The sequence below is a fragment of the Bacteriovorax sp. BAL6_X genome, from assembly GCF_000443995.1.
Classification (GTDB): Bacteria; Bdellovibrionota; Bacteriovoracia; order Bacteriovoracales; family Bacteriovoracaceae; genus Halobacteriovorax_A.
The window spans coordinates 978,532-998,114 of record NZ_AUMC01000010.1; the positions used below are offsets into that span (position 1 = coordinate 978,532).

Below are 19,583 nucleotides of genomic sequence, written 5' to 3' on the forward strand. Positions count from 1 at the left end.
TTCCGTTAAATTATGGTTAAATTCCGTTTCACTTAAGATTTATAACTAGATGAAAATACGAGGTTGATAATGGCAACTGTTCTTAAGCCTAAGAAAAAGTACACTTGGAAAAACACAGATAAAGCAACACTTAAGCAGTGGTATGAACTACTGAGCCTTGGACGTATGTTAGATGATCGTGCGCCAAACTATCTTAAGCAAGCAATTGGTTGGTCTTACCACGCTCCATATGCTGGACACGATGGAATCCAACTAGCAATCGGTCAAACTTTCGAACTTGGAAAGGATCACTTATTTCCATACTACCGTGATATGTTAACGGCATTCTCAGCGGGACTTTCTGCAGAAGAGATCCTATTAAATGGTATCTCTAAAGCAACTGACCTTGCTTCTGGCGGACGTCACATGTCTAACCACTTTGCAAAGCCGGAGTGGAATATTCATAACGTATCTTCTTGTACTGGTAACCACACGCTACACGCTGTAGGGACTGCTAGAGCATTTAATCGTTATAAGCACGATGGTGTTGTTTACTCTTCACAAGGTGAGTCTTCAGTTTCTGAAGGTTACTGTTATGAAGCAATTAACGGAGCTTCTCGTGAGAAACTTCCAGTTGTATTCGTATTCCAAGATAATGGTTACGGAATTTCTGTTCCTAAATGTGATCAAACAGCTAACGAGTACGTTGCTGATAACTTCACAGGTTTCCTAAACCTTCACATCATTCATTGTGATGGTAAAGATATCTTTGATTCAATGAATGCTATGGCAACAGCTAGAGAGATTGCGGCAACTCAACAAGAGCCTGTAATCGTTCACGCTCGTTGTGTACGTATTCACTCTCACTCTAACTCTGATAAGCATGAGCTTTATCGTTCAGAAGAAGAAAGAGCAGAAGCGGCAGCACAGGACCCATTGGTAGCGTTTAGAAAAGATCTTGTTAAGAATAAGATCTTCACTGAAGCAGAGCTTGATGAAATGGATGCAGTTGCTAAAGCTGAGCTTCTAGAAGCTCACAAGAAAGCGATGAAAGCTCCAAATCCAACTCCTGAGTCAATCTTTGACTTCGTACTTCCTGAGCCACATAAGCCGGAGAAGTATGTTGATGGGACTCACAACGAGTCTGGTGAAGAGATGAAATTCATCGATGCAATCAATGGACAACTTAAGAAAGAATTCAGACATAACCCAAATACTTTCATTTGGGGACAAGATATGGCCAATAAAGACAAGGGTGGTATCTTTAACGTTTCTAAAGGTATGCAACAAGAATTCGGAAAAGATCGTGTATTTAACGGTCCAATCGCTGAAGACTATATCCTTGGTACGGCAAATGGTTTTTCACGTTTCAATAAAGACATCAGAGTTGTTGTTGAAGGTGCAGAATTCGCTGACTACTTCTGGCCAGCAATGGAGCAATACGTAGAGTGTTCTCACGATTACTGGAGATCAAATGGTGCATTCGCTCCAAATATCCTAATCAGACTTGCTTCTGGTGGATATATTGGTGGAGGTCTTTACCACTCTCAAAACCTTGAAGGTAACCTTGCTGGTATCCCTGGTGTACGTATTGTATGCCCAGCTTTCGCTGACGATGCTGCTGGTCTTCTAAGAACGGCAATGAGAAGTGAAGGGCCAACTCTATACTTAGAGCCAAAATCGCTATACAACGCTAAACAAGCAATGACTGTTGTACCAGAGGATTTTGAGGTACCATTTGGTAAGTGTCGTGTAAGAAGAGAAGGAACTGATCTTTCTATCATTACTTACGGAAATACTGTTCACCACTCACTTGAAGCAGCTGAAAAGCTTGCGGCACAAGGTTATAGTGTAGAGGTTGTTGACCTAAGATCAATTGCTCCTCTGGATGAAGAAGGTGTTCTTGCTTCAATTAAGAAAACAAATAGAGCACTAGTTGTTCACGAAGATAAGGTATTTGGTGGATTCGGTGGTGAAGTAGCTGCCATGATCAATGATAAAGGATTTGAGCTTCTAGATGCTCCAGTTCAACGTGTTGGTTCGACTTTCACTCCTGTTGGTTTCAACAGAATCCTTGAAAAAGCTGTTCTTCCTAACACTGAGCGTGTTGTAGAAGCTGCTCTTAAAGTTCTTAATTATTAATTACTTTTTAAATTTATAGAGGAAAGGCCTGCACTATGCAGGCCTTTTTTGTAAGAAATACATACCTTCTATTTCAATAATGAAATTTCACCATCTCATTCTGGGATAAAATTCAAAATTCTCCATATCTATTAGAAAAAGCCACATCACAAAATATCAGAACTTTTGACATGGAGATATATATGAAAAAGATTTTTGCTTTAACAATTTATTCATTACTTGTTTCTTGTGGTGGCCAAGGAGGAGCAGAAGTAGCTTCACAAGTTATAAAGGGAACTAAAAAAGACACAACTGAGCAAGTAAGTAATAATTATTCAGAGTCCCTTACTCAAACTTCACCATTCACTTATAATATGAATACAAGTGAATTATTTGTTCGTCGTACAAATGTTGATGACATAACGAATGAAAAATATATCAATATCTCAATTCGTCGCAACGGAAATGAGACAAGACTGAATCACAGAAACTTTGAAAAAGGCCTTCGCCATATAAAGATTTCTGGAATTAAGCTAGTCATCACCCGTGATTCTCGAATTGGTAAACTGTTACAAAATTCTTATGATCTTAAGTCTCTCGAACTTAATGCTCAAGAAGTTGTTGTCGATATGAGTTTAGATTTACCTTCAACAAATGTCGTTATTAATGCAAAAAAGTTAAAATTCAATAATCTAAGTAGCATAATAACAACTCCTAGTTTTGTGACGGATAGTGCTCCTCAGTTTGGTGATGGCCAGCACGGGGCCAGCGCAGGCTCTATTTATTTAAATATCGAAGAGTTTGAATATGAAAAGAGCTATATAAAACCATTTATTTTGATAGGTGGAAGAGGTCAGGCCGCGGGGGTTGGACAAGATGGTGTTGATGGCCTTAAAGTTGATGATCTTGGTAACGGTGTAATTTATCTTGAAAAAGGAATCAATATTCCTCTTATGCGATCATCGCCATCTCAAGCAGGACCTTCTACATTTGGGTCAGTATATAAAAAACAAAGTTCAAGTGGAACTAAGGTTTGGCCAACTAATGGTGGTGATGCGAAAGCAGGTGGAAAACCTGGAGAAGGTGGACGAGGTGGAGATCTTATTTCTACAATTGATATTTCTGAAGAACTTATTAAAAACAGAGGTGGGCAAACTGGAAAGCCTGCTGGTAAATATAGGGGCGGTAGAGCGGGATCACCAAGTCCAGCTTTTCAGCACTTATATGTTCATAATAAACTTAAGAGTAATACGAGAAAAGATTTTGTAGCAGGGAGGGATGTAAAGTCACCTGTGGCCATCAATGAAGTAGGGGAAACTGGTGAAATCCTATCAATGGAATATAAGACATGGCTTTCTGGAGAATTTTTAGAACAATCTCTTAAATATGGAAATGACCTTTTTATTGGAAATCATTTCAAAAAAGCCTATTCTCATTTTTCTAACCTTGAAGAACTCTGTCAAAATTCATCTGTTCTAGATTCTCTCGCTAATTTAAAATGCCTTAAAGTTAGAACTCAATTTCAAAAATTAAGCTCAAACCTTAATTTTTTTGGTGAAACAATAAATCAGCTGCCACTTTTTTCTTTAGAAACAAACTCGAAACTGTATCGTAAAGATATCGAAAGTTCACTTAAACTAATCTTTCTTTCAAAGATGAATTCTCTGAATAAATTTTCTCTTGAAGACAAATTAAATCTAATGGGTGTGACTCAAGATGAGTTATATACAAAGGCTTCAAATGATAATTTTACATTAACGCTACTTAATCGTGATATCTCTAAAGCAAATAAAGTCGTTGCGGAATTAAATCATTACGAGGATGAGTTTAAAGCCGAACTTGCTAATGTCGAGGCCGAAATTAGAAAACAGGCCCAAAGAAATATTATTGCAAAGGAAAAAAAGGCTAAGTTATTTAAAGTTTTAAGCTCTGTTGCTGCTGTAGGTAGCGTTATTCCAATTGGTCAGCCTGCTATTGGTATCGCTACTCAATCTCTTGCTTCCTTTATGCAAGTTTCACATGATGGAAATTTTAGGGATAAAATTAGTGGATTTAGAAAACTATATAAGAGTGTGAAAAAGATTGACTTGGATAAGTCGTCGAAGAATTGGAACGAAGGCTTTTCAAAAATTAAATATAGTTCTCTTAGGGATGATCTTGAAGATGCAAAGAATGCTAAAGAAAGAGATGAGGTATATGATAGATACCTTAATGATGTCGAAGAAGTTGTCTCTCCAATCGTAAAATCTCTTACTAAAGAAATTAATTCTTATAAGAGAATTAGTTTTCCGAGAAATGCTGTTGAAAAGGAAATTGCTCGTCTTAAAAATAGTGATGCTATGTTTAAGATACTAACAAATAAGTTATCTAAACTTGTAAGTAAGAGAAAAGAAGCAGTTGATGCGCTCTCAGCAATCCAAACGACTATTCTTAGTACTGTTCTTGGAATTCAAGATAGTTTTGATCAGATTGCAAGAATATCTTACGCTAAACAAAATCTTCTTTTGAATGAAAAATATATTCTAACAACTGACTTCGATTCTATTGTTGATAATGCTGTGAACCGACTATTGTCATATAATTATGACCTTTATAATTCTATTCAGTATACTTATTTAGGGGAGGCAAATGAGTATAATTTTTATGAGTCCCTAGATCAGATTTTAAATAGAATGGATATTGATCTTAGACTAAGAGACGAGCGTGATTTAGATCATGATATTTCAAACTATATTGCTATGTTTGAAGATAACTTTAGGCATGTAGCATATCGTATTGTTAAAAGGCTTGAAAAGAACAACTTAAAATATGAAAAAGACTTTATCCTACATCTCAATAAAGCAGAAATTGATCGATTAAATACTGGAAATGATCTCTATATTGACATGTTTAAGTATCAAGATATCTTAAATAATGAAAAAGGATTAAAAGTTAAGAATATTAAAGTTGTTGCAGATTATGATGCATATGTTGATAGAAGTGGAATTAATATGATTGAAGTTCTTGTAACTCATGGAGACTCACACTTTATTAGATCAAATGAAAACTTATTTGAATTAACTTCACCAGTTGAGCACAAGTGGGGAGCTTCAATTGATATTATAAGTGGAAGACAAGCAGATATTGCTCCTTCTAAGGTCAACTTTAGTTCATTTGGTGCAATTGCTGATATCGATATAGAGGGGCTTGATGTATTTAATAGGGCCTCGCTATTAGGGCAGTATAAAGTTGAATTTATTAATAAAACTGGAAAAGATGTAAAGTTAACAAGCCTCTCTCTAGTTGTAGAATATGAATATCAGTAATATTGACTCAATAAATAAAGGCCTGCTTAGTTGCAGGCCTTTATTTATTTTTACTTACTTGTTAATGTATAAACACCATCCCACTCTGGTGGAGGAGGAAGTTCCTTATAATCTACACAACGCTTAATATAGATTTCTGATGGATTTGTTTTGATACCTTTTAAATCTGGGTAGCGCATATATTCAAGCTCTAGTGTTTGCTTAAATAACTCAATGGCCTCATCCCATTTCTGGTTCTTATATAAAAGAATCGCCTTAGAGAATTTATCTGCAAGCTCTTTTAAATAATCAGGTGCTGTCGCCTTTAGTCCTAATAGGTCGTAACTTGTTACTGGTATTGACTTTCCAACAACACGAATAGTATCAAGCTCACGCCATAAGAATTCTTCTCCTGCAAGATCAACTGTTTCCTTTGCCACTTGAGTGAAAATCCCATATTGCTTTGCCGATTCTTCAAGACGAGCTGCCAGGTTTACAGAGTCTCCCATCATTGTATAGTTCATACGAGATGCAGAACCCATATTTCCTGTTACGATGTCTCCTGAATTGATACCAATTCTCATTCTCATATCGTGAACGATCTTTGGCCATTTATCACCCTCAGAAACCCATTTTTTTCGAAGCTCTAATAGTGCCTCTTGCATCTTGTGGGCTACCATGCAAGCTCGTTGGGCATGATCTTTAAGTTCCATTGGTGCGCCAAAGAAGGCGATAATAGCATCTCCTTCATACTTGTCGAGTGTACCTTTTTCTTCAAGTAGAATATCTGTCATGGCCGTTAAATACTCATTTAAAAGTTCAACTAGTTGAGTGGCCGATAACTTTTCCGAGAAGCTTGAGAAACCTTGGATATCTGTAAAAAATGCTGTTCTTATTCCTGAGGTACCACCAAGAGTAGGTGCTGATCCTGCCTCATACATTTCGTCAATAAGCTCTGGGGAGATATAACTTCCAAAGGCACTCTTTAGAAAGGCCTTGTCTTGATTGGCCATATAAAAGTTTACAATTGTATTCCATGAGTAGCATAGGACTAAGGCAAAGAAGCACCAGAATAATTTCGTTTCAAAACCCTGTGGAATAAAATAGTAAGTATCGGTGTAGTAAAGACCTGAAACTAATAGAACAAGTGTAAAGAGGTCAAAAATCGGATTTTCTTTTAATTGTATTAAGAGAAGTAGAATGACTGATCCAACAAGTAGTGCCCAAGATAGTTTTGCTGAATCAATGAATTTCTTAAAGAAGTGGCCATCAATAAGCATTTGAACGAAGTTCATGTGAAAGAGAACTCCTGGTAGCATTGAATCAACGGGAGTATTTCTTAAGTCGTGTGCTCCAAAAGCTGTCGCACCAACAAAGACAAGGGAGCCATCGAATAATTTCTTAAACTCAGGGTCATTTGGATCTTTTTCAATGATTTGATAGATAGGAATGCGAGTGTATGCATCTGCACCACCTATCCAACGAACTTTTGTTTCACCTTTTAGATTTAGCTCAATATCTCCTTTTTTTGTCATTAAGATTGGAACTCCACCTTGAGTTCTTAGATCGAGTTGAGTTTTGAAAATATCCTTATTTTCACCTTTTTCATTTTCATCAAACTCACCAATCCAGTGCATATAAGAAGTTAGCCCGTATGAAGGGACATGAACTTCTTGATAAGGAAATGCAAGGGCCTTGTAGTGTCTAATAACGCCATCATTATCAGCTCTGGCCTCAATGAAACCTAGTGATACCTCAGCATCAATAATTCCTTGGAGGGGATAAACAGAGTTAGAAATAATTGTGGGTTCCATATTATATTTTACACCACCTACTTTTGTATTAAGGGCAAAGAGGTATAAATCATCTGGCATAGCAGGGTAGTGATCAGTACCATATACTTCTAAGTTGTAAGGCATAATGACCCGATTATTTGGTATTTCTTGAAAGTATTCAATGGCCGAAATTAAATCATTATCCGGATTAACACCATTACAAGTCATGGACTCCTCTGAAAAGAAAACATCAAAGGCCACTACTTTTGCACCATAACCACGAAGCTTTCTTATCATCGTTCCCCAATGAGAACGAGAAATTGGCCAAGATCCCAGTCTTCTAATTGAGTCATCATCAATATCGGCAAGAATTAGCTTTGGGTTTGGTTTGTTCTCATCCATTGTTTGCATCATTCTTAAATCATAGAAACGATTTTCAAAAAATGAAGCATAACCTGTAAGGTCTTTAAAGTTCTGATCGTATGTTCTTGAGTATAGAGAGAAGAACACACTGGCACATGAAAATAATATGATAAAAAATAGTCCTGTGTATTTAATAATATTTTTCATAGTAATCCGTAGTTTTTAGCTTTTAATAGTAATAAGAGAAATCAATGGCCGTTTGATGGGCCGTGTAATTACTCGTATCTTCGTCAGAACTGTTGTTTGTATAAATATACTCTACCCCAAATGAAAAGTTACGATTGATAATTCGCGTAAGCTTTGAATTGAATGAAGTTGTCATTTCAAGCCCACGGTTTGCATCTGTCGTAGCGTCTTCATAGCTTATGAAGTTTGTTGAAAGACCTGCATTCAAACTTGTATTTGGGAGAAGGCCTGGAATAATATAGTCAACACGAAGTAGGTGCGATGTCGAGTTTAAGTTTGGAGAGTTTGCATATTCACTACTATTAAACTGATAGAGTAGAACAAATATTCCATAAGTCTTCTTAATAATTTGATCAGCAGAAACTATCATCGAAGACCTATCAAGACTTTCTGTATAATATGAATACGTTTGATACTTAAAGGTTAAAGTCGTGTTACCAACTTCATAAAAAGGCATTTCACTACCTAATTCAAATTGTTGAGAACGGTAATTAAATTGCTTACTTTTTTGTGCATTCACATCCTTGGCCTGGTAGTCATAAACTAAGTTTGCAAATAAGCGAGCAGGTTTTTTATTTAATCGATAAGCGAAGTCGATATCTAGTTCAGGTGTAATATTATAGCTATCATTAGAGTAGATTTCAGAATCAATACGATCAGTATAGATAGTGTTCTTAAGCTCTAGAGAAGGCGTGATGGTGTATCTTCTCTTAAAGTTAAAGGCCTTTTCAATATTAAGGCGAGTTTGAGAAAAGAATGAGTCCTTATTCGTTCCAGTTGAGCTCGGTAGGTCATCTGAAAGAGTAACGTTATTATCATATGTGACTTTTTCTTCAAGGCTTAGGCTTAGTCTTTCGCTAGGTAAGGGGGCGCCATTTATTAGCTTATCTTCTTCTAAGAAAAATTCTTTTTTTATTTCTTTTATTCGATTATCGATATCATCTGCTGTTGAACTATTAGGGTCAATATCAATGGCCTTGTAATAATCAGGAAGGATATACTTTTGGACAATTTCTCTTGTGCGACTCGTTTCTCTTGCAATCTCTAAATTCATATTTGCAATTTGAAAGTAAGAGATTTGCTTCATCTCTTTTGAAGTGTTTTTGTCTTTTAAGAGTTTTCCAAAATAAACCTTCGCATTCTTCGGTTCTTCCTTTAGCTGATATATATAGGCAATATAGTAATTTGATTGCTCTACTTTATATTTCGCTTTTTCAGATTTTTTAAAATTCTCAATTGCATCATCTAGGTTGTTGATAGCAAAATTGGCTTGGCCCAATTCATAATTAAGCTCATTGGCCTTACTTCCTTTCTTAATGGCCGAACTAAAGGCATCAATTGCTTTGATATACTCTTGAATACGAGAGTAGGAAATACCAAGTAGATAATCCTTTACTCCCGGGGATTTGGAGCTTTTAAAATTCTTATAATTTGGTGAATTCAGTAATTCTATAACTTTCTCGTAATCTGAGTTTTCAAATGCACGGTAAACAGGAGTCATGCTTTGGGCAAGTCCCATAGAGGTGATGCTAGCAAATGCCAGTGCGATAAATATCTTTTTCAAAGTCAGTCCTTTAACTTTTTATTTAAATTTAGGTATTTATAAATAATTTTACTGATAAATCGAATGATTGAATAGGGGAAATTTGGCCACAGAGCTTTTAAACTGTGGCCATACTTGAGTGCCGAGTTCGGTTTATTATTGACGATCGAGGATGACTTTTACACGTGTTCGGTTTGTTGATGTCGTATTAGTCTGATCAAGCATTTGGTCGCGATCATCCATCGTATTTTTTAGAATATCTGGGCCGTCATTAACCGGTCTTGAATCATCAGTAATCACTGGAGGTAACATTGGATTGCCAAGTGGTTTTTCTCCATCAGGGTTAAAGATATTCATTGGTTCTTCTGGCATTATATTTGGTTTTGTTCCACCTGAAGCTGGATTACGATTTACAGTAATTTGAGGCTTGTTCTTTGGAATCATGTCACCATTTTCATTTACAACATAGAAGTCATTCTTGTACTCACCAGTTTCCTTGTCGAAACTACCCATTTGAACCGGTACAATTACTTCGTTAGTCATTGGATCAACTGGAGCATTCTTCGGAGGTGGAATATAAAGAGCATTATTTGTGTCTACAAAGCCACCTTCTTTCATCGTTCCCTTAGGATCGGCCTTTGTAACGGTAAGAGTTGGTGCTTGAGATGTTGGTACTTTAAGATTAGAGTCGGCCTTGGCCATTTGTCCCATAATCTCTGTTCCACCAGCTCCACTAAACTTTGAACTATCCATACCTGGAGGGATGATATTTCGACTCATTTGTTTCTTTTCTGATTTATTCTTATCACCATTTGATGATGTCTTTGAACCATCATTTGCTTCAAGGGCCTTTAACTGCTGTTTATTGATTTTTACTGGTTCAATTGGTTTTGAATCAACATTTGGCATAACTCCTGAAAGTTGTCCTTGGCGAACCATAACTGAAGTAGGTGATGAAACAACTTTCTCTAGTCGATCTTGTAGAAAACGAGTCTTTTTAAAACTAGAAAGAGATCCCATGGCAACAGCACCTTCAAATGTAATAAGTGTCGTATTATTATTGGCCGGGTTATAGTTAACTTGGAAGTCTGTTCCACGAACTCCCATGGCCGCTGTCTTCGTCTTAATAAAGAGTTTCGATTTCTTCTTATCAATTTGTAGGTAGTTCTTAGATACTTTTGAGCGAAGCTGACCATTAATAAGATTGATAATTCCTGCCTTCTTTTTAGGAAATTGCTCAACTTCAACTTCTGAATTTGCACCTAGAGTTAGATTCGATTTATCGATAAAGAGAAGCTTTACAAAGCTTCTGGCCTTTGTTGTGATCTTGGCCCCTTCTGGAACCCAGTCTCCTTTGGCCAGTGGTTTCTTTGTTTGGGAGTAAAAGACTTTTCCTCTTACTTTCATAACCTTAGCAACACCATTTTCAGAATTTGCATTTAAAGTCGAAAGATTGGCCAAAATTGCTATAGATAATATAATTAGTTTTAGTACCTTCATAATGAGTCCCCACAAAATCAATCTCATTTATACTTATCGTAGATCAAAGTAATTTCTTAAGCTGAAACTTGTGTAAATGGCTAAAAATAAAGGGAGTTTGAATTCGGGTAACTTTCTGATATGACAAGAACTTGTGGCAGGTGGAACTGCCACAGTACGTAATTTTGGTAAGTTAGAGGATTGTATCAAAATTCTCAGTTGGCCTACCAATGGCCGCTTTTTTATCGTCATTAACTAGAATTGGTCGTTCTAGTAATTTTGGGTTTTCGTGAACGATCTTGGCCCATTCAATATTTGATAACTCTTTTCCCGCAAGAGCTAAGTCTTTAAATAGTGCCTCTTTCGTACGAATTAAGCCTTCAAGAGGAGCTAGTCCCGTGTACTTTATTAGATCGATAAATTCTTTTTCTTCAATGCCATCTTTCAGATATTCTTTAACTCTAAAGCCAATACCTTCTTGAATACCCTTGTGTTCTAAATATTCTAGACCTTGGCGACTCTTAGAGCATCTTGGATTGTGATAATAAAGCATTTATTCTACTCCTGATAATTATCATATCAGTTCTTTTCTGATATATTTGGTTTTTAAAAAATAACTACCTAGGATTTTAGCCATGTCTTACGATATTGAAAATATCAAATCAGAATTTGCCGAACATGTTAAAACTTTACAGAATCTGATTAGTGACGAACTTAAGAGAATTGATACAAAAATTAACTTGAATGAAGATATATGGGAAAGAAATGATCATGCCGGAAACCCTGGGGGTGGTGGAATTACTCGTGCTTTTGAAGGTGAGATCATTGAGAATGCCGGTGTAAACACATCTCTTGTATTTGGAGAAGTTGATCCTAAGTTTGCAGCAAATATTGGTGGTGATAATAACCAGATGTGGGCAACTGGAATTTCTCTTATTATTCATCCGACAAACCCAAGAGTTCCAACGACTCATGCGAATTTTCGTATGATTCAGGCCGGATCAAAAATTTGGTTTGGTGGTGGTGCCGACCTTACTCCTTATTTTCCTCATGAAGAAGACTTTGAGTACTTTCATAAGGTTTGGAAAGATGCTTGTGAACCATATGGATATTGGGACGATTGGAAAAACCGTTGTGATAAATACTTTGTTAATAAGCACCGTGCAGATGAAATGCGCGGAGTAGGTGGTTTCTTCTATGATCATTTCTTTTCAGGTGATCCAGAAAAAGACCTCGCTATGTTCAAAGAGATTTCTTCTAACTTTATCAAGTCTTATTTCCCACTAGTTGAGAAGAGAATGAATGAGGCCTTTGATGACGAAGATGTGGACTTTCAACTTCATCGCCGCGGGCGCTACGTCGAATTTAATCTACTTCACGATAGAGGAACTCACTTTGGACTTAAGTCTAATGGCCGTACCGATTCAATACTAATCTCACTTCCAAAGAGAGTGAAGTTCACTTATCGTTATGAGCCGACAAAGCCAGAGCACAAGAAGATGATGGCATATTATTATCCAAAGGACTGGGTCTAGCGATTAGCTGGCCTGGGCCTTAATAAGATCTTCTAAGATCTCATTGGCATCAATTTCAACTCCATGGGACTTGGCCACAGCTTGAATCTCTTCAAGTTTTTTCTCTAGTTTCGTGATTTCACAAAGTAGACGGTAGCAGTTGTTAATCATCATTAATTACCCCTTTGTTAGAGTTGTTAAATATAAGTTTGGCACATCAAACTATCGGTGTCCATAGGAAAATACTTAATAGTCATAGTTTTATTTGATTTGATCAATATAATTTATTTTGATTTTACACAGTTTAGGAATTTATGTAATGTGCCAGAGTCCTAATTCGGATGCATTGCAAGAATAGTAAGAGGTAGAAAATGTCTAAGAGGCTACAAGAATTATTTGAAGAAATAAAAGAGTATTCACCAAAACAATTGAGAACTCTAAGAAATAATCTTAATAACAGATTACAAAGTTATAAGAACGACTTTAAAGAACCTAAAGATCTTCAACCTTCACATAAGTTATATGGCCTTGAAGAAGGTGAGTGTCGTGAGCTTCTCGGAGTTGTTAAAAAAGAATTAATCAAAATGAAATTCTCTGATTTATAGAACATGCTCCACAATGAGTGTCCTAACATTGTAATATAAATGTAAAAACTCGGGCCTTGGCTTTTATTGAACGTCTATGGGAGGTATGCTCCCTATATGCAAAAAGCCAAGCAAAAGCCCATTCTAAGAGGTTGGTCACATCAGGCCATGTTCTTTATCTCACTCGGAGCCTGTTCACTTCTCATTGCCAAAAGTGCTAATACCACTCAGTATATCTCGACTATTATCTATTCTCTAGGACTTCTCATGATGCTTGGAGTAAGTGCTTTCTATCACAGGATTCACTGGGAGCCTAGGGCACGTGATCTTCTAGGAAGACTTGATCATAGCGCCATATACGTGATGATTGCTGGAACTTGTACTCCGATAACTCTACTTGTTTTAAATGGGGAGTCTGGTTCAACCTTTCTTATTAGTATTTGGAGTGTTGCGGCCATTGGTATATTAAAATCAATTTTTTTTCCAAATCTTCCTGAAAAACTTAGTGCAGTCATTTATCTGATTCCGGGGTATATGGTACTTCCTTATGTTTCAGAACTTATTCCAAAACTTGGAATGACAAATATTTCGCTTCTAATTGCAGGTGGGATTCTCTATACAATTGGTGCTATCTTTTACGGATTAAAGAAGCCTGGAAGATATGCAAAGTGGTTTGGCTATCATGAATTATTTCATCTATTCGTTTGTGTGGCAGCGACCTTGCACTTTATGATTATCTATTCGATTGTTGGTTAAAGGGTGCCATGCACCTTTGGTTTCGCATGTGCACATATAGCGATCAATGGCCCTCGTACGATTCGCTAACTTTCCCAATGGCCCTTAGGCAACAAAGCCTGCATTTATGCAGGCTTGTTGAATATAGATTTCATTTTTAAAGTTTGGGGGCCTAGCACCGCGAACAATAGTTTGCCTTTGGGCAAACAATTTCGCGGATGCTTACCAATCAGGGGCAATATAAACATCTATCGCTGGATTGTACTCTGCTCTTAGAGTTGACTTGATGGCCTCAAGTGTTCCTGTCGTTGAAGATGGGCAAGTTCCACATGCACCTTGATAGCGTACAAGTAGAATATTATCTTCGTAAGAAACAGTTTGAATATCTCCACCATCAGCTTGAAGATATTGTCTAACCGTGCGATCAAGAACGGCCTCAATATCTTTTAGATCTTGAGGTAAGTTCTCACGACGCTCTTTTTCTGGATCAAACTCTTCGTATTCTGGGTTATGGTTTGGTAGGTCGTGCTTAATCGTTTCAATGATTTTTGGCTCAATATCATCCCAGTCTTCGTAATTGAATTTGGTAACTGTAATAACATTTTCAAAAAAGTGTAGTTGGTCAATTCCACGTATTGTAAAAAGGTTTACGCCAAGGTTTACCTCTCCACATTCCATAGGAGTTCTAAAAGTTGAAGAACCAGATGCTTTTACATTTTTATTTAAAATGAATTTCAGTGCATTTGGATTTGGTGTTGGTTGAATGTCGATTGTTACTTCACTCATATTCTTTACCTTTGTTACCTTAACTTCTTATAGGAAGTTAATGGCCTTATGTAGTGCTTTTATAAAATTATCAATTTCTTCTTTTGTATTATACAACGAGAATGAGGCCCTTGCAGTAGCAGAAATCTCGAACCTTTTCATTAAAGGTTGTGTACAGTGGTGGCCTGTTCTAATTGCAACACCTTGACGATCTAAAAGTGTTCCAAGATCGTGCGGGTGGGCTCCTTCAATAACAAAGGATAATACCGAAGCTTTTTCTTTTGCTGTTCCAATTAAGCGAACTTTTTCTACTTCTAAAATTTGCTCAGTAGCATAATCAAGAAGCTCTTTCTCGTAGTTTTTAATTACATCGAGATCACAATTTACAATGAAGTCAATTGCCGGCTTGAGTCCGATACCTCCTGCTATATGAGGAGTACCAGCTTCAAATTTGTGTGGGAGATCGTTGTACGTAGTCTTTTCAATTGTTACAACATCGATCATGTCACCTCCTCCTTGATATGGAGGCATTGATTCAAGAAGCTTCTCTTTTCCATAAAGAGCACCGATCCCTGTTGGCCCAAACATCTTGTGAGAAGAGAAGGCAAGGAAATCACAATTTAGGTCTTGAACATCAATTTTTTCATGAGCAATTGACTGAGCAGCATCAACGCAGAAGTAAGCTCCTTTATCGTGTGCTAACTTGATATACTTTTTGATATTGTTAACAGTTCCAAGGCTGTTTGAAATATGGGCCATTGAAACAAGCTTTACATTACCTTCTTCCAGAAGCTTAATATAGGCTTCTTCATTAATATCACCTTCATCCGTAATAGGAATCTCTCTTACTTTTGCACCAATTTTCTCGGCCTGGATTTGCCAAGGAACAATATTCGAGTGGTGCTCCATTGTAGAGATTAGGATGACATCATCCTTCTTCAAGTAGTGAGGAACGAAAGAACTTGCAACTAAGTTTAAGCTGTCTGTTGTTCCTTTTGTGAAGATGATCTCACATCTCGAATTCGCGTTAATTAGAGACTGTATTGCATCACGAGTTTCTTCATACTTAATTGTTCCAAATTCACTTAGGTAGTGAACACCTCTGTGAATATTGGCCACATTATGTGTGTAGTGATCATTCAGAGCATTGATTACATTGATATGTTTAAGAGTAGATGCGGCATTGTCTAAGTAGATAAGAGGCTTATCGTGAACTCTTCTTTCTAGTTGTGGAAATTGTGCTCTAATAGCGTTAATTTCAAAGGCCATTAAGATTCCTTTTCCATTTCATCAAATGCATTTTTTTCAAATGATTCAAATAGAATTTCACTTAAAAATTTCTCAATCTTCTCATCTTCAATCTTTGTGATTGCATCAGAACAGAAAGCATGAATAAGAAGCTTCTGAACGCGCTCTTTTGATAGGCCACGTGACTGAAGATAGAAAGCTTCTTCGTCACTCATTTGTCCTACTGTTGCACCGTGGGCACATTTTACATCGTCAGCATAAACTTCAAGCTGTGGTCGAGTATCAACGTGTGCTCCTTTGGATAGGAGTAGATTTTTATTTAACTGTTCTGAATTTACAAGTTGAGCGTCACGACAAACAAGTACTTTTCCTGTAAAAACTCCACGGGCCTTATTATCTAGAACTCCCTTGAAAAGCTGAGAGCTATCAGTTCTTTCTTTAATATGCGAAATTAGTGAGAAGTTGTCAGTATGTTGATCTCCTCTAAGGGCATATAAACCATCAACACTTGCAGTCGCTCCAATACCATTTAGGCGAATTCTCATTTCATTACGTGACTTCTTGGCACCTGTTGTAAAAGTAAATGACTTAAAGTGAGCGTCTTTGGCAACGTCAGCATTAACACTACTTACATGGAATGCGTTAGCACCATCTGTTTGAACCTTTACGTGACTCACATTTGCGCCATCTGAAACTTTAAAGTTTGAAACAGCGTTTATATTGTAGGCCTTATCACTTCCCGTAAATAATTCGATAAAGCTTACTTTAGAGAACTGCTCAACGTTTACGTGTATACGAGGAAGGGCGAATTCTCCATCAAAGTCTGAAATATGAACAATTGAGATAATATCATCTACGCTTACGTTCTTAGGAACATTGATTTCAATGATATTTTCAACAGCAGAAGCATTAAGCATGGCAAAGATATCTGTTTGATCACAATTTGCCTCATTTGCGATAAGCGCCTTTTCTTCTACTGTTACTTCGTCAGGAAAGAATGAGTCAGCTTTCGAGTATTGGCCATTTAGAAGTACGACTTGATACTTTCCAGCAACCTTAACATTCTTAAGCATTGCTTTTTGTGTCGTTACAGCAAATTTCTCAGGTAATACATCAGTAAGTTTAGTATAAATCCAGTCTTCCATTTTTGTATGTGGAAGTCCACGGGCCTTAAAATTATCTAAGGCCTCTTTATTTGAGTCAGACTTTGCGTATCCCGCTAGGTCATTTAAATATTGGTCTGTTAATTCTTGGATATTCATTATTAATCCTAATCCTTATTTTGTTAACCAGTCGTAACCTTTTTCTTCAAGCTCAAGTGCAAGCTCTTTACCACCTGACTTGATAATTTTTCCGCCACTAAGTACGTGAACATAGTCTGGAACAATATAGTCAAGAAGTCTTTGGTAGTGAGTTACAAGAACGATACCATTGTATTTAGACTTGATAGCATTAACACCTTTTGCAACAATTTTAAGAGCGTCGATATCTAGACCTGAATCCGTCTCATCAAGAAGAGCAATCTTTGGATTTAGAACCGCCATTTGAAGGATTTCATTCTTTTTCTTTTCTCCACCAGAAAAGCCAGTGTTTACTGGACGGTCTAGGAATTCTTCTCTCATCTCTAGTAGCTCTAGTTTTGGTTTAAGAAATTCTCTGAATTCTTCTTTCTTCATTTCTGCAGCACCCTGAGATTTGGATACTTCGTTAAATGATTCAAGAAGAAAGTCAATATTTGATACACCTGGAACTTCAATAGGATATTGAAAACCTAGGAAGATTCCATTCTTTGCCCTTTCATCTGGCTCAAGTTCTAGTAGGTCTGTTTGCTTTCCATTTATATTGTAATCAATAGATCCACTTGTTACCTCAAATGATGGGTGACCAGCGATTACTTTTGATAGAGTACTTTTTCCTGAACCATTAGGTCCCATGATTGCGTGAACTTCACCTGGTTTAACTTCGATAGAAATTCCTTTTAGAATTTCTTTTTCTTCAACTCTTGCGTGAACATCTTTAACTGTAAGTAAACTCATTTTTTTCCCTTTATATTAATCTAAATTTTATCCGATTGAATTTTCTAATTTCATCTCAATTAACTTTACTGCTTCAACAGAGAATTCTAGTGGAAGCTCTTTAAAAACTTCACTACAGAAGCCATTTACAATCATTGAGATACATTTTTCCATGTCCATTCCACGTTGCTGTAGGTAGAAAAGCTGATCTTCAGAAATCTTTGAAGTCGACGCCTCGTGCTCAACAGTTGCCGTATTATTCTTAACGTCAATATATGGGAATGTATTTGCAGAACACTTAGAACCAACAAGCATTGAGTCACATTGAGAGTAGTTTTTAGCTCCAATTGCTGAAGGCATTACCTTAACAAGTCCACGGTAATTATTTTCGGAAGCTTCTGCAGAGATACCTTTCGAAATAATAGTCGATTTTGTGTTTTTTCCGATGTGAACCATTTTTGTTCCAGTATCGGCCTGCATTTTATTATTTGTTAGTGCTACTGAGTAGAAAGCACCTTGTGAGTTTTCACCTATTAAGTTACATGAAGGATACTTCCAAGTGATGGCCGAGCCGGCCTCAACCTGTGTCCACGAAATCTTTGAATTCTTTCCAAGGCAGTTACCACGTTTTGTTACGAAGTTGTAAATCCCGCCTTTTCCTTGCTCATCTCCGGCATACCAGTTTTGAACTGTTGAGTATTTAATTTCTGCATCATCAAGAGCAATTAACTCAACGATGGCCGCGTGAAGTTGGTTTTCATCTCTTTGAGGAGCAGTACAACCCTCAAGATAATTCACGTAACTACCTTTATCGGCAACAACAAGAGTTCTTTCGAATTGTCCTGTCTCTTTCGCATTAATTCTAAAGTATGTTGAAAGATCCATTGGGCAAGTTACACCCTCAGGGATGTAAACGAATGAACCATCTGAGAATACTGCCGCATTTAGTGCTGCATAGAAATTGTCTGCAGGAGGCACAACCGTTCCTAGATACTTCTTAACTAGTTCTGGGTGCTCTTGTACTGCTTCTGAAATTGAGCAGAAAATAACCCCAACTTTTTCTAACTCTTCTTTATATGTTGTCCCTACAGAAACTGAATCAAATACTGCATCTACAGCAACACCTGAAATTCTTTTTTGTTCTGATAGAGGAATTCCTAGCTTTTCAAAAGTCGCTAAAAGCTCTGGGTCTAGATCATCAAGGCTCTTAGGTGCACTCTCTGTCGACTTTGGGGCCGCATAATAATACAGGTCCTCAAAATCAATCGCTGGGATTTCTAGTTTTGCCCAATTTGGCATTGGCATTTGTTTCCAAAGACGAAATGCCTTTAGACGATATTCAAGTAACCATTCAGGCTCATTCTTCTTTGCTGAAATCATCCTCACGATGTCTTCATTTAAACCCTTTGGGAACTCTTGAGTTTCAATGTCTGTAAAGAAGCCATACTTATATTCTGACTTTGTTAATTGTGTATCACTCATGTGTGAATCCTGCCTTATTTATTAATAACTCTTCAAGCGACAATTTAATCAGCTGGTGATTAACGTGAGAGTTAAGCTTTTCTATTGGTGTAATTAATTCGCAATTTAAATATTTCGTACATTTGCCCTTAAGAGCATCGCAATCAGACTCTGTAATCTTTCCCTCAATCGAGTTACTTATTTCAAAGAGATTGATTTCAGATAGGGGACGGCTAAGGTAGTAGCCTCCTTTTATACCTTTAATCGATGAGAGAACTCCGTATCCATTTAGCTTTTGCATAACTTTAGATACTGGGTCAAAAGGCATCTTGTGTATGTCACAGATTTCTCTGGCCGAGGTCAGGTTTTCGGCACATGTGTGTCCGTGCTCTTGCATATGCTTTAGAGCTGTTAGGGCATATTCTGTTTTTTTACTTACTTTAAACATGCTTAACACACCTATATTATGAC

The 19,583-nt window shown here is 37.0% G+C and carries 16 protein-coding genes; 5 read left to right on the forward strand and 11 right to left on the reverse strand.

All coding sequences use genetic code 11. The annotated features are described in order from the left end of the window. The first annotated feature begins 69 nt into the window (after window positions 1-69). A complete protein-coding gene (locus M902_RS15400) occupies window positions 70-2,121 on the forward strand; it encodes a thiamine pyrophosphate-dependent enzyme (RefSeq protein WP_021267820.1) in 2,052 nt (683 codons plus the stop codon). A gap of 182 nt (window positions 2,122-2,303) precedes the next feature. Then, the gene (locus tag M902_RS15405; RefSeq protein ID WP_021268604.1) at window positions 2,304-5,405 is read left to right on the forward strand and encodes a hypothetical protein; all 3,102 of its coding nucleotides are present in this window, start codon (window positions 2,304-2,306) and stop codon (window positions 5,403-5,405) included. A 50-nt stretch (window positions 5,406-5,455) separates the two neighbouring features. On the opposite strand, the gene M902_RS16260 is transcribed toward M902_RS15405, so the two are convergent. From M902_RS16260 to M902_RS15425, 4 genes are all read right to left on the reverse strand, one after another. Further along, the gene (locus M902_RS16260) at window positions 5,456-7,729 is read right to left on the reverse strand and encodes an adenylate/guanylate cyclase domain-containing protein (RefSeq protein ID WP_021268714.1); all 2,274 of its coding nucleotides are present in this window, start codon (window positions 7,727-7,729) and stop codon (window positions 5,456-5,458) included. Between the two features lie 22 nt (window positions 7,730-7,751). Next, a complete protein-coding gene (locus tag M902_RS15415; protein ID WP_021268139.1) occupies window positions 7,752-9,332 on the reverse strand; it encodes a hypothetical protein in 1,581 nt (526 codons plus the stop codon). A gap of 135 nt (window positions 9,333-9,467) precedes the next feature. Then, window positions 9,468-10,811, reverse strand: coding sequence for a FecR domain-containing protein (locus M902_RS15420; protein WP_021268466.1), 1,344 nt, complete (start codon window positions 10,809-10,811; stop codon window positions 9,468-9,470). Between the two features lie 172 nt (window positions 10,812-10,983). Continuing rightward, window positions 10,984-11,343 (reverse strand): ArsC/Spx/MgsR family protein, encoded by a 360-nt coding sequence (locus tag M902_RS15425; RefSeq protein ID WP_021268181.1) that lies wholly within the window; start codon window positions 11,341-11,343, stop codon window positions 10,984-10,986. Window positions 11,344-11,425: 82 nt separating this feature from the next. On the opposite strand from M902_RS15425, the gene hemF reads away from it, so the two are divergent. After that, window positions 11,426-12,325, forward strand: a complete 900-nt coding sequence (gene hemF, locus M902_RS15430) for an oxygen-dependent coproporphyrinogen oxidase (RefSeq protein ID WP_021268251.1) — start codon at window positions 11,426-11,428, stop codon at window positions 12,323-12,325. Window positions 12,326-12,328: 3 nt separating this feature from the next. Here the strand turns inward: hemF and M902_RS16580 are convergent, their stop codons facing one another. Continuing rightward, window positions 12,329-12,478, reverse strand: a complete 150-nt coding sequence (locus M902_RS16580; RefSeq protein ID WP_021268055.1) for a hypothetical protein — start codon at window positions 12,476-12,478, stop codon at window positions 12,329-12,331. Between the two features lie 197 nt (window positions 12,479-12,675). On the opposite strand from M902_RS16580, the gene M902_RS15435 reads away from it, so the two are divergent. Both M902_RS15435 and M902_RS15440 read left to right on the forward strand, forming a co-directional pair. After that, window positions 12,676-12,909, forward strand: a complete 234-nt coding sequence (locus tag M902_RS15435; protein WP_021268212.1) for a hypothetical protein — start codon at window positions 12,676-12,678, stop codon at window positions 12,907-12,909. A 96-nt stretch (window positions 12,910-13,005) separates the two neighbouring features. Continuing rightward, complete coding sequence (locus M902_RS15440; RefSeq protein ID WP_021268685.1) at window positions 13,006-13,644, forward strand: hemolysin III family protein; 639 nt, start codon at window positions 13,006-13,008, stop codon at window positions 13,642-13,644. 201 nt (window positions 13,645-13,845) lie between these two features. On the opposite strand, the gene M902_RS15445 is transcribed toward M902_RS15440, so the two are convergent. Genes M902_RS15445 through M902_RS15470 form a run of 6 tightly spaced genes read right to left on the reverse strand, consistent with a single transcriptional unit; the run spans window position 13,846 to window position 19,560 of the window. Then, window positions 13,846-14,409 carry a NifU family protein gene (locus tag M902_RS15445; RefSeq protein WP_021267908.1) on the reverse strand — a complete coding sequence of 188 codons (564 nt, stop codon included), beginning with the start codon at window positions 14,407-14,409 and terminating at the stop codon, window positions 13,846-13,848. 27 nt (window positions 14,410-14,436) lie between these two features. Continuing rightward, window positions 14,437-15,657, reverse strand: coding sequence for an aminotransferase class V-fold PLP-dependent enzyme (locus M902_RS15450; RefSeq protein WP_021268584.1), 1,221 nt, complete (start codon window positions 15,655-15,657; stop codon window positions 14,437-14,439). Further along, entirely contained in the window at window positions 15,657-16,898 is a 1,242-nt protein-coding gene (gene sufD, locus M902_RS15455) for a Fe-S cluster assembly protein SufD (RefSeq protein WP_021268353.1), read from the reverse strand. Before sufD ends, M902_RS15450 begins: the two co-directional genes overlap by 1 nt. A gap of 15 nt (window positions 16,899-16,913) precedes the next feature. Further along, the gene (sufC, locus tag M902_RS15460; protein ID WP_021267803.1) at window positions 16,914-17,672 is read right to left on the reverse strand and encodes a Fe-S cluster assembly ATPase SufC; all 759 of its coding nucleotides are present in this window, start codon (window positions 17,670-17,672) and stop codon (window positions 16,914-16,916) included. 27 nt (window positions 17,673-17,699) lie between these two features. Beyond that, the gene (gene sufB / locus M902_RS15465; RefSeq protein WP_021268684.1) at window positions 17,700-19,133 is read right to left on the reverse strand and encodes a Fe-S cluster assembly protein SufB; all 1,434 of its coding nucleotides are present in this window, start codon (window positions 19,131-19,133) and stop codon (window positions 17,700-17,702) included. Continuing rightward, window positions 19,126-19,560, reverse strand: a complete 435-nt coding sequence (locus M902_RS15470; RefSeq protein ID WP_021268468.1) for an Rrf2 family transcriptional regulator — start codon at window positions 19,558-19,560, stop codon at window positions 19,126-19,128. Before M902_RS15470 ends, sufB begins: the two co-directional genes overlap by 8 nt. Between the last annotated feature and the right edge of the window lie 23 nt (window positions 19,561-19,583).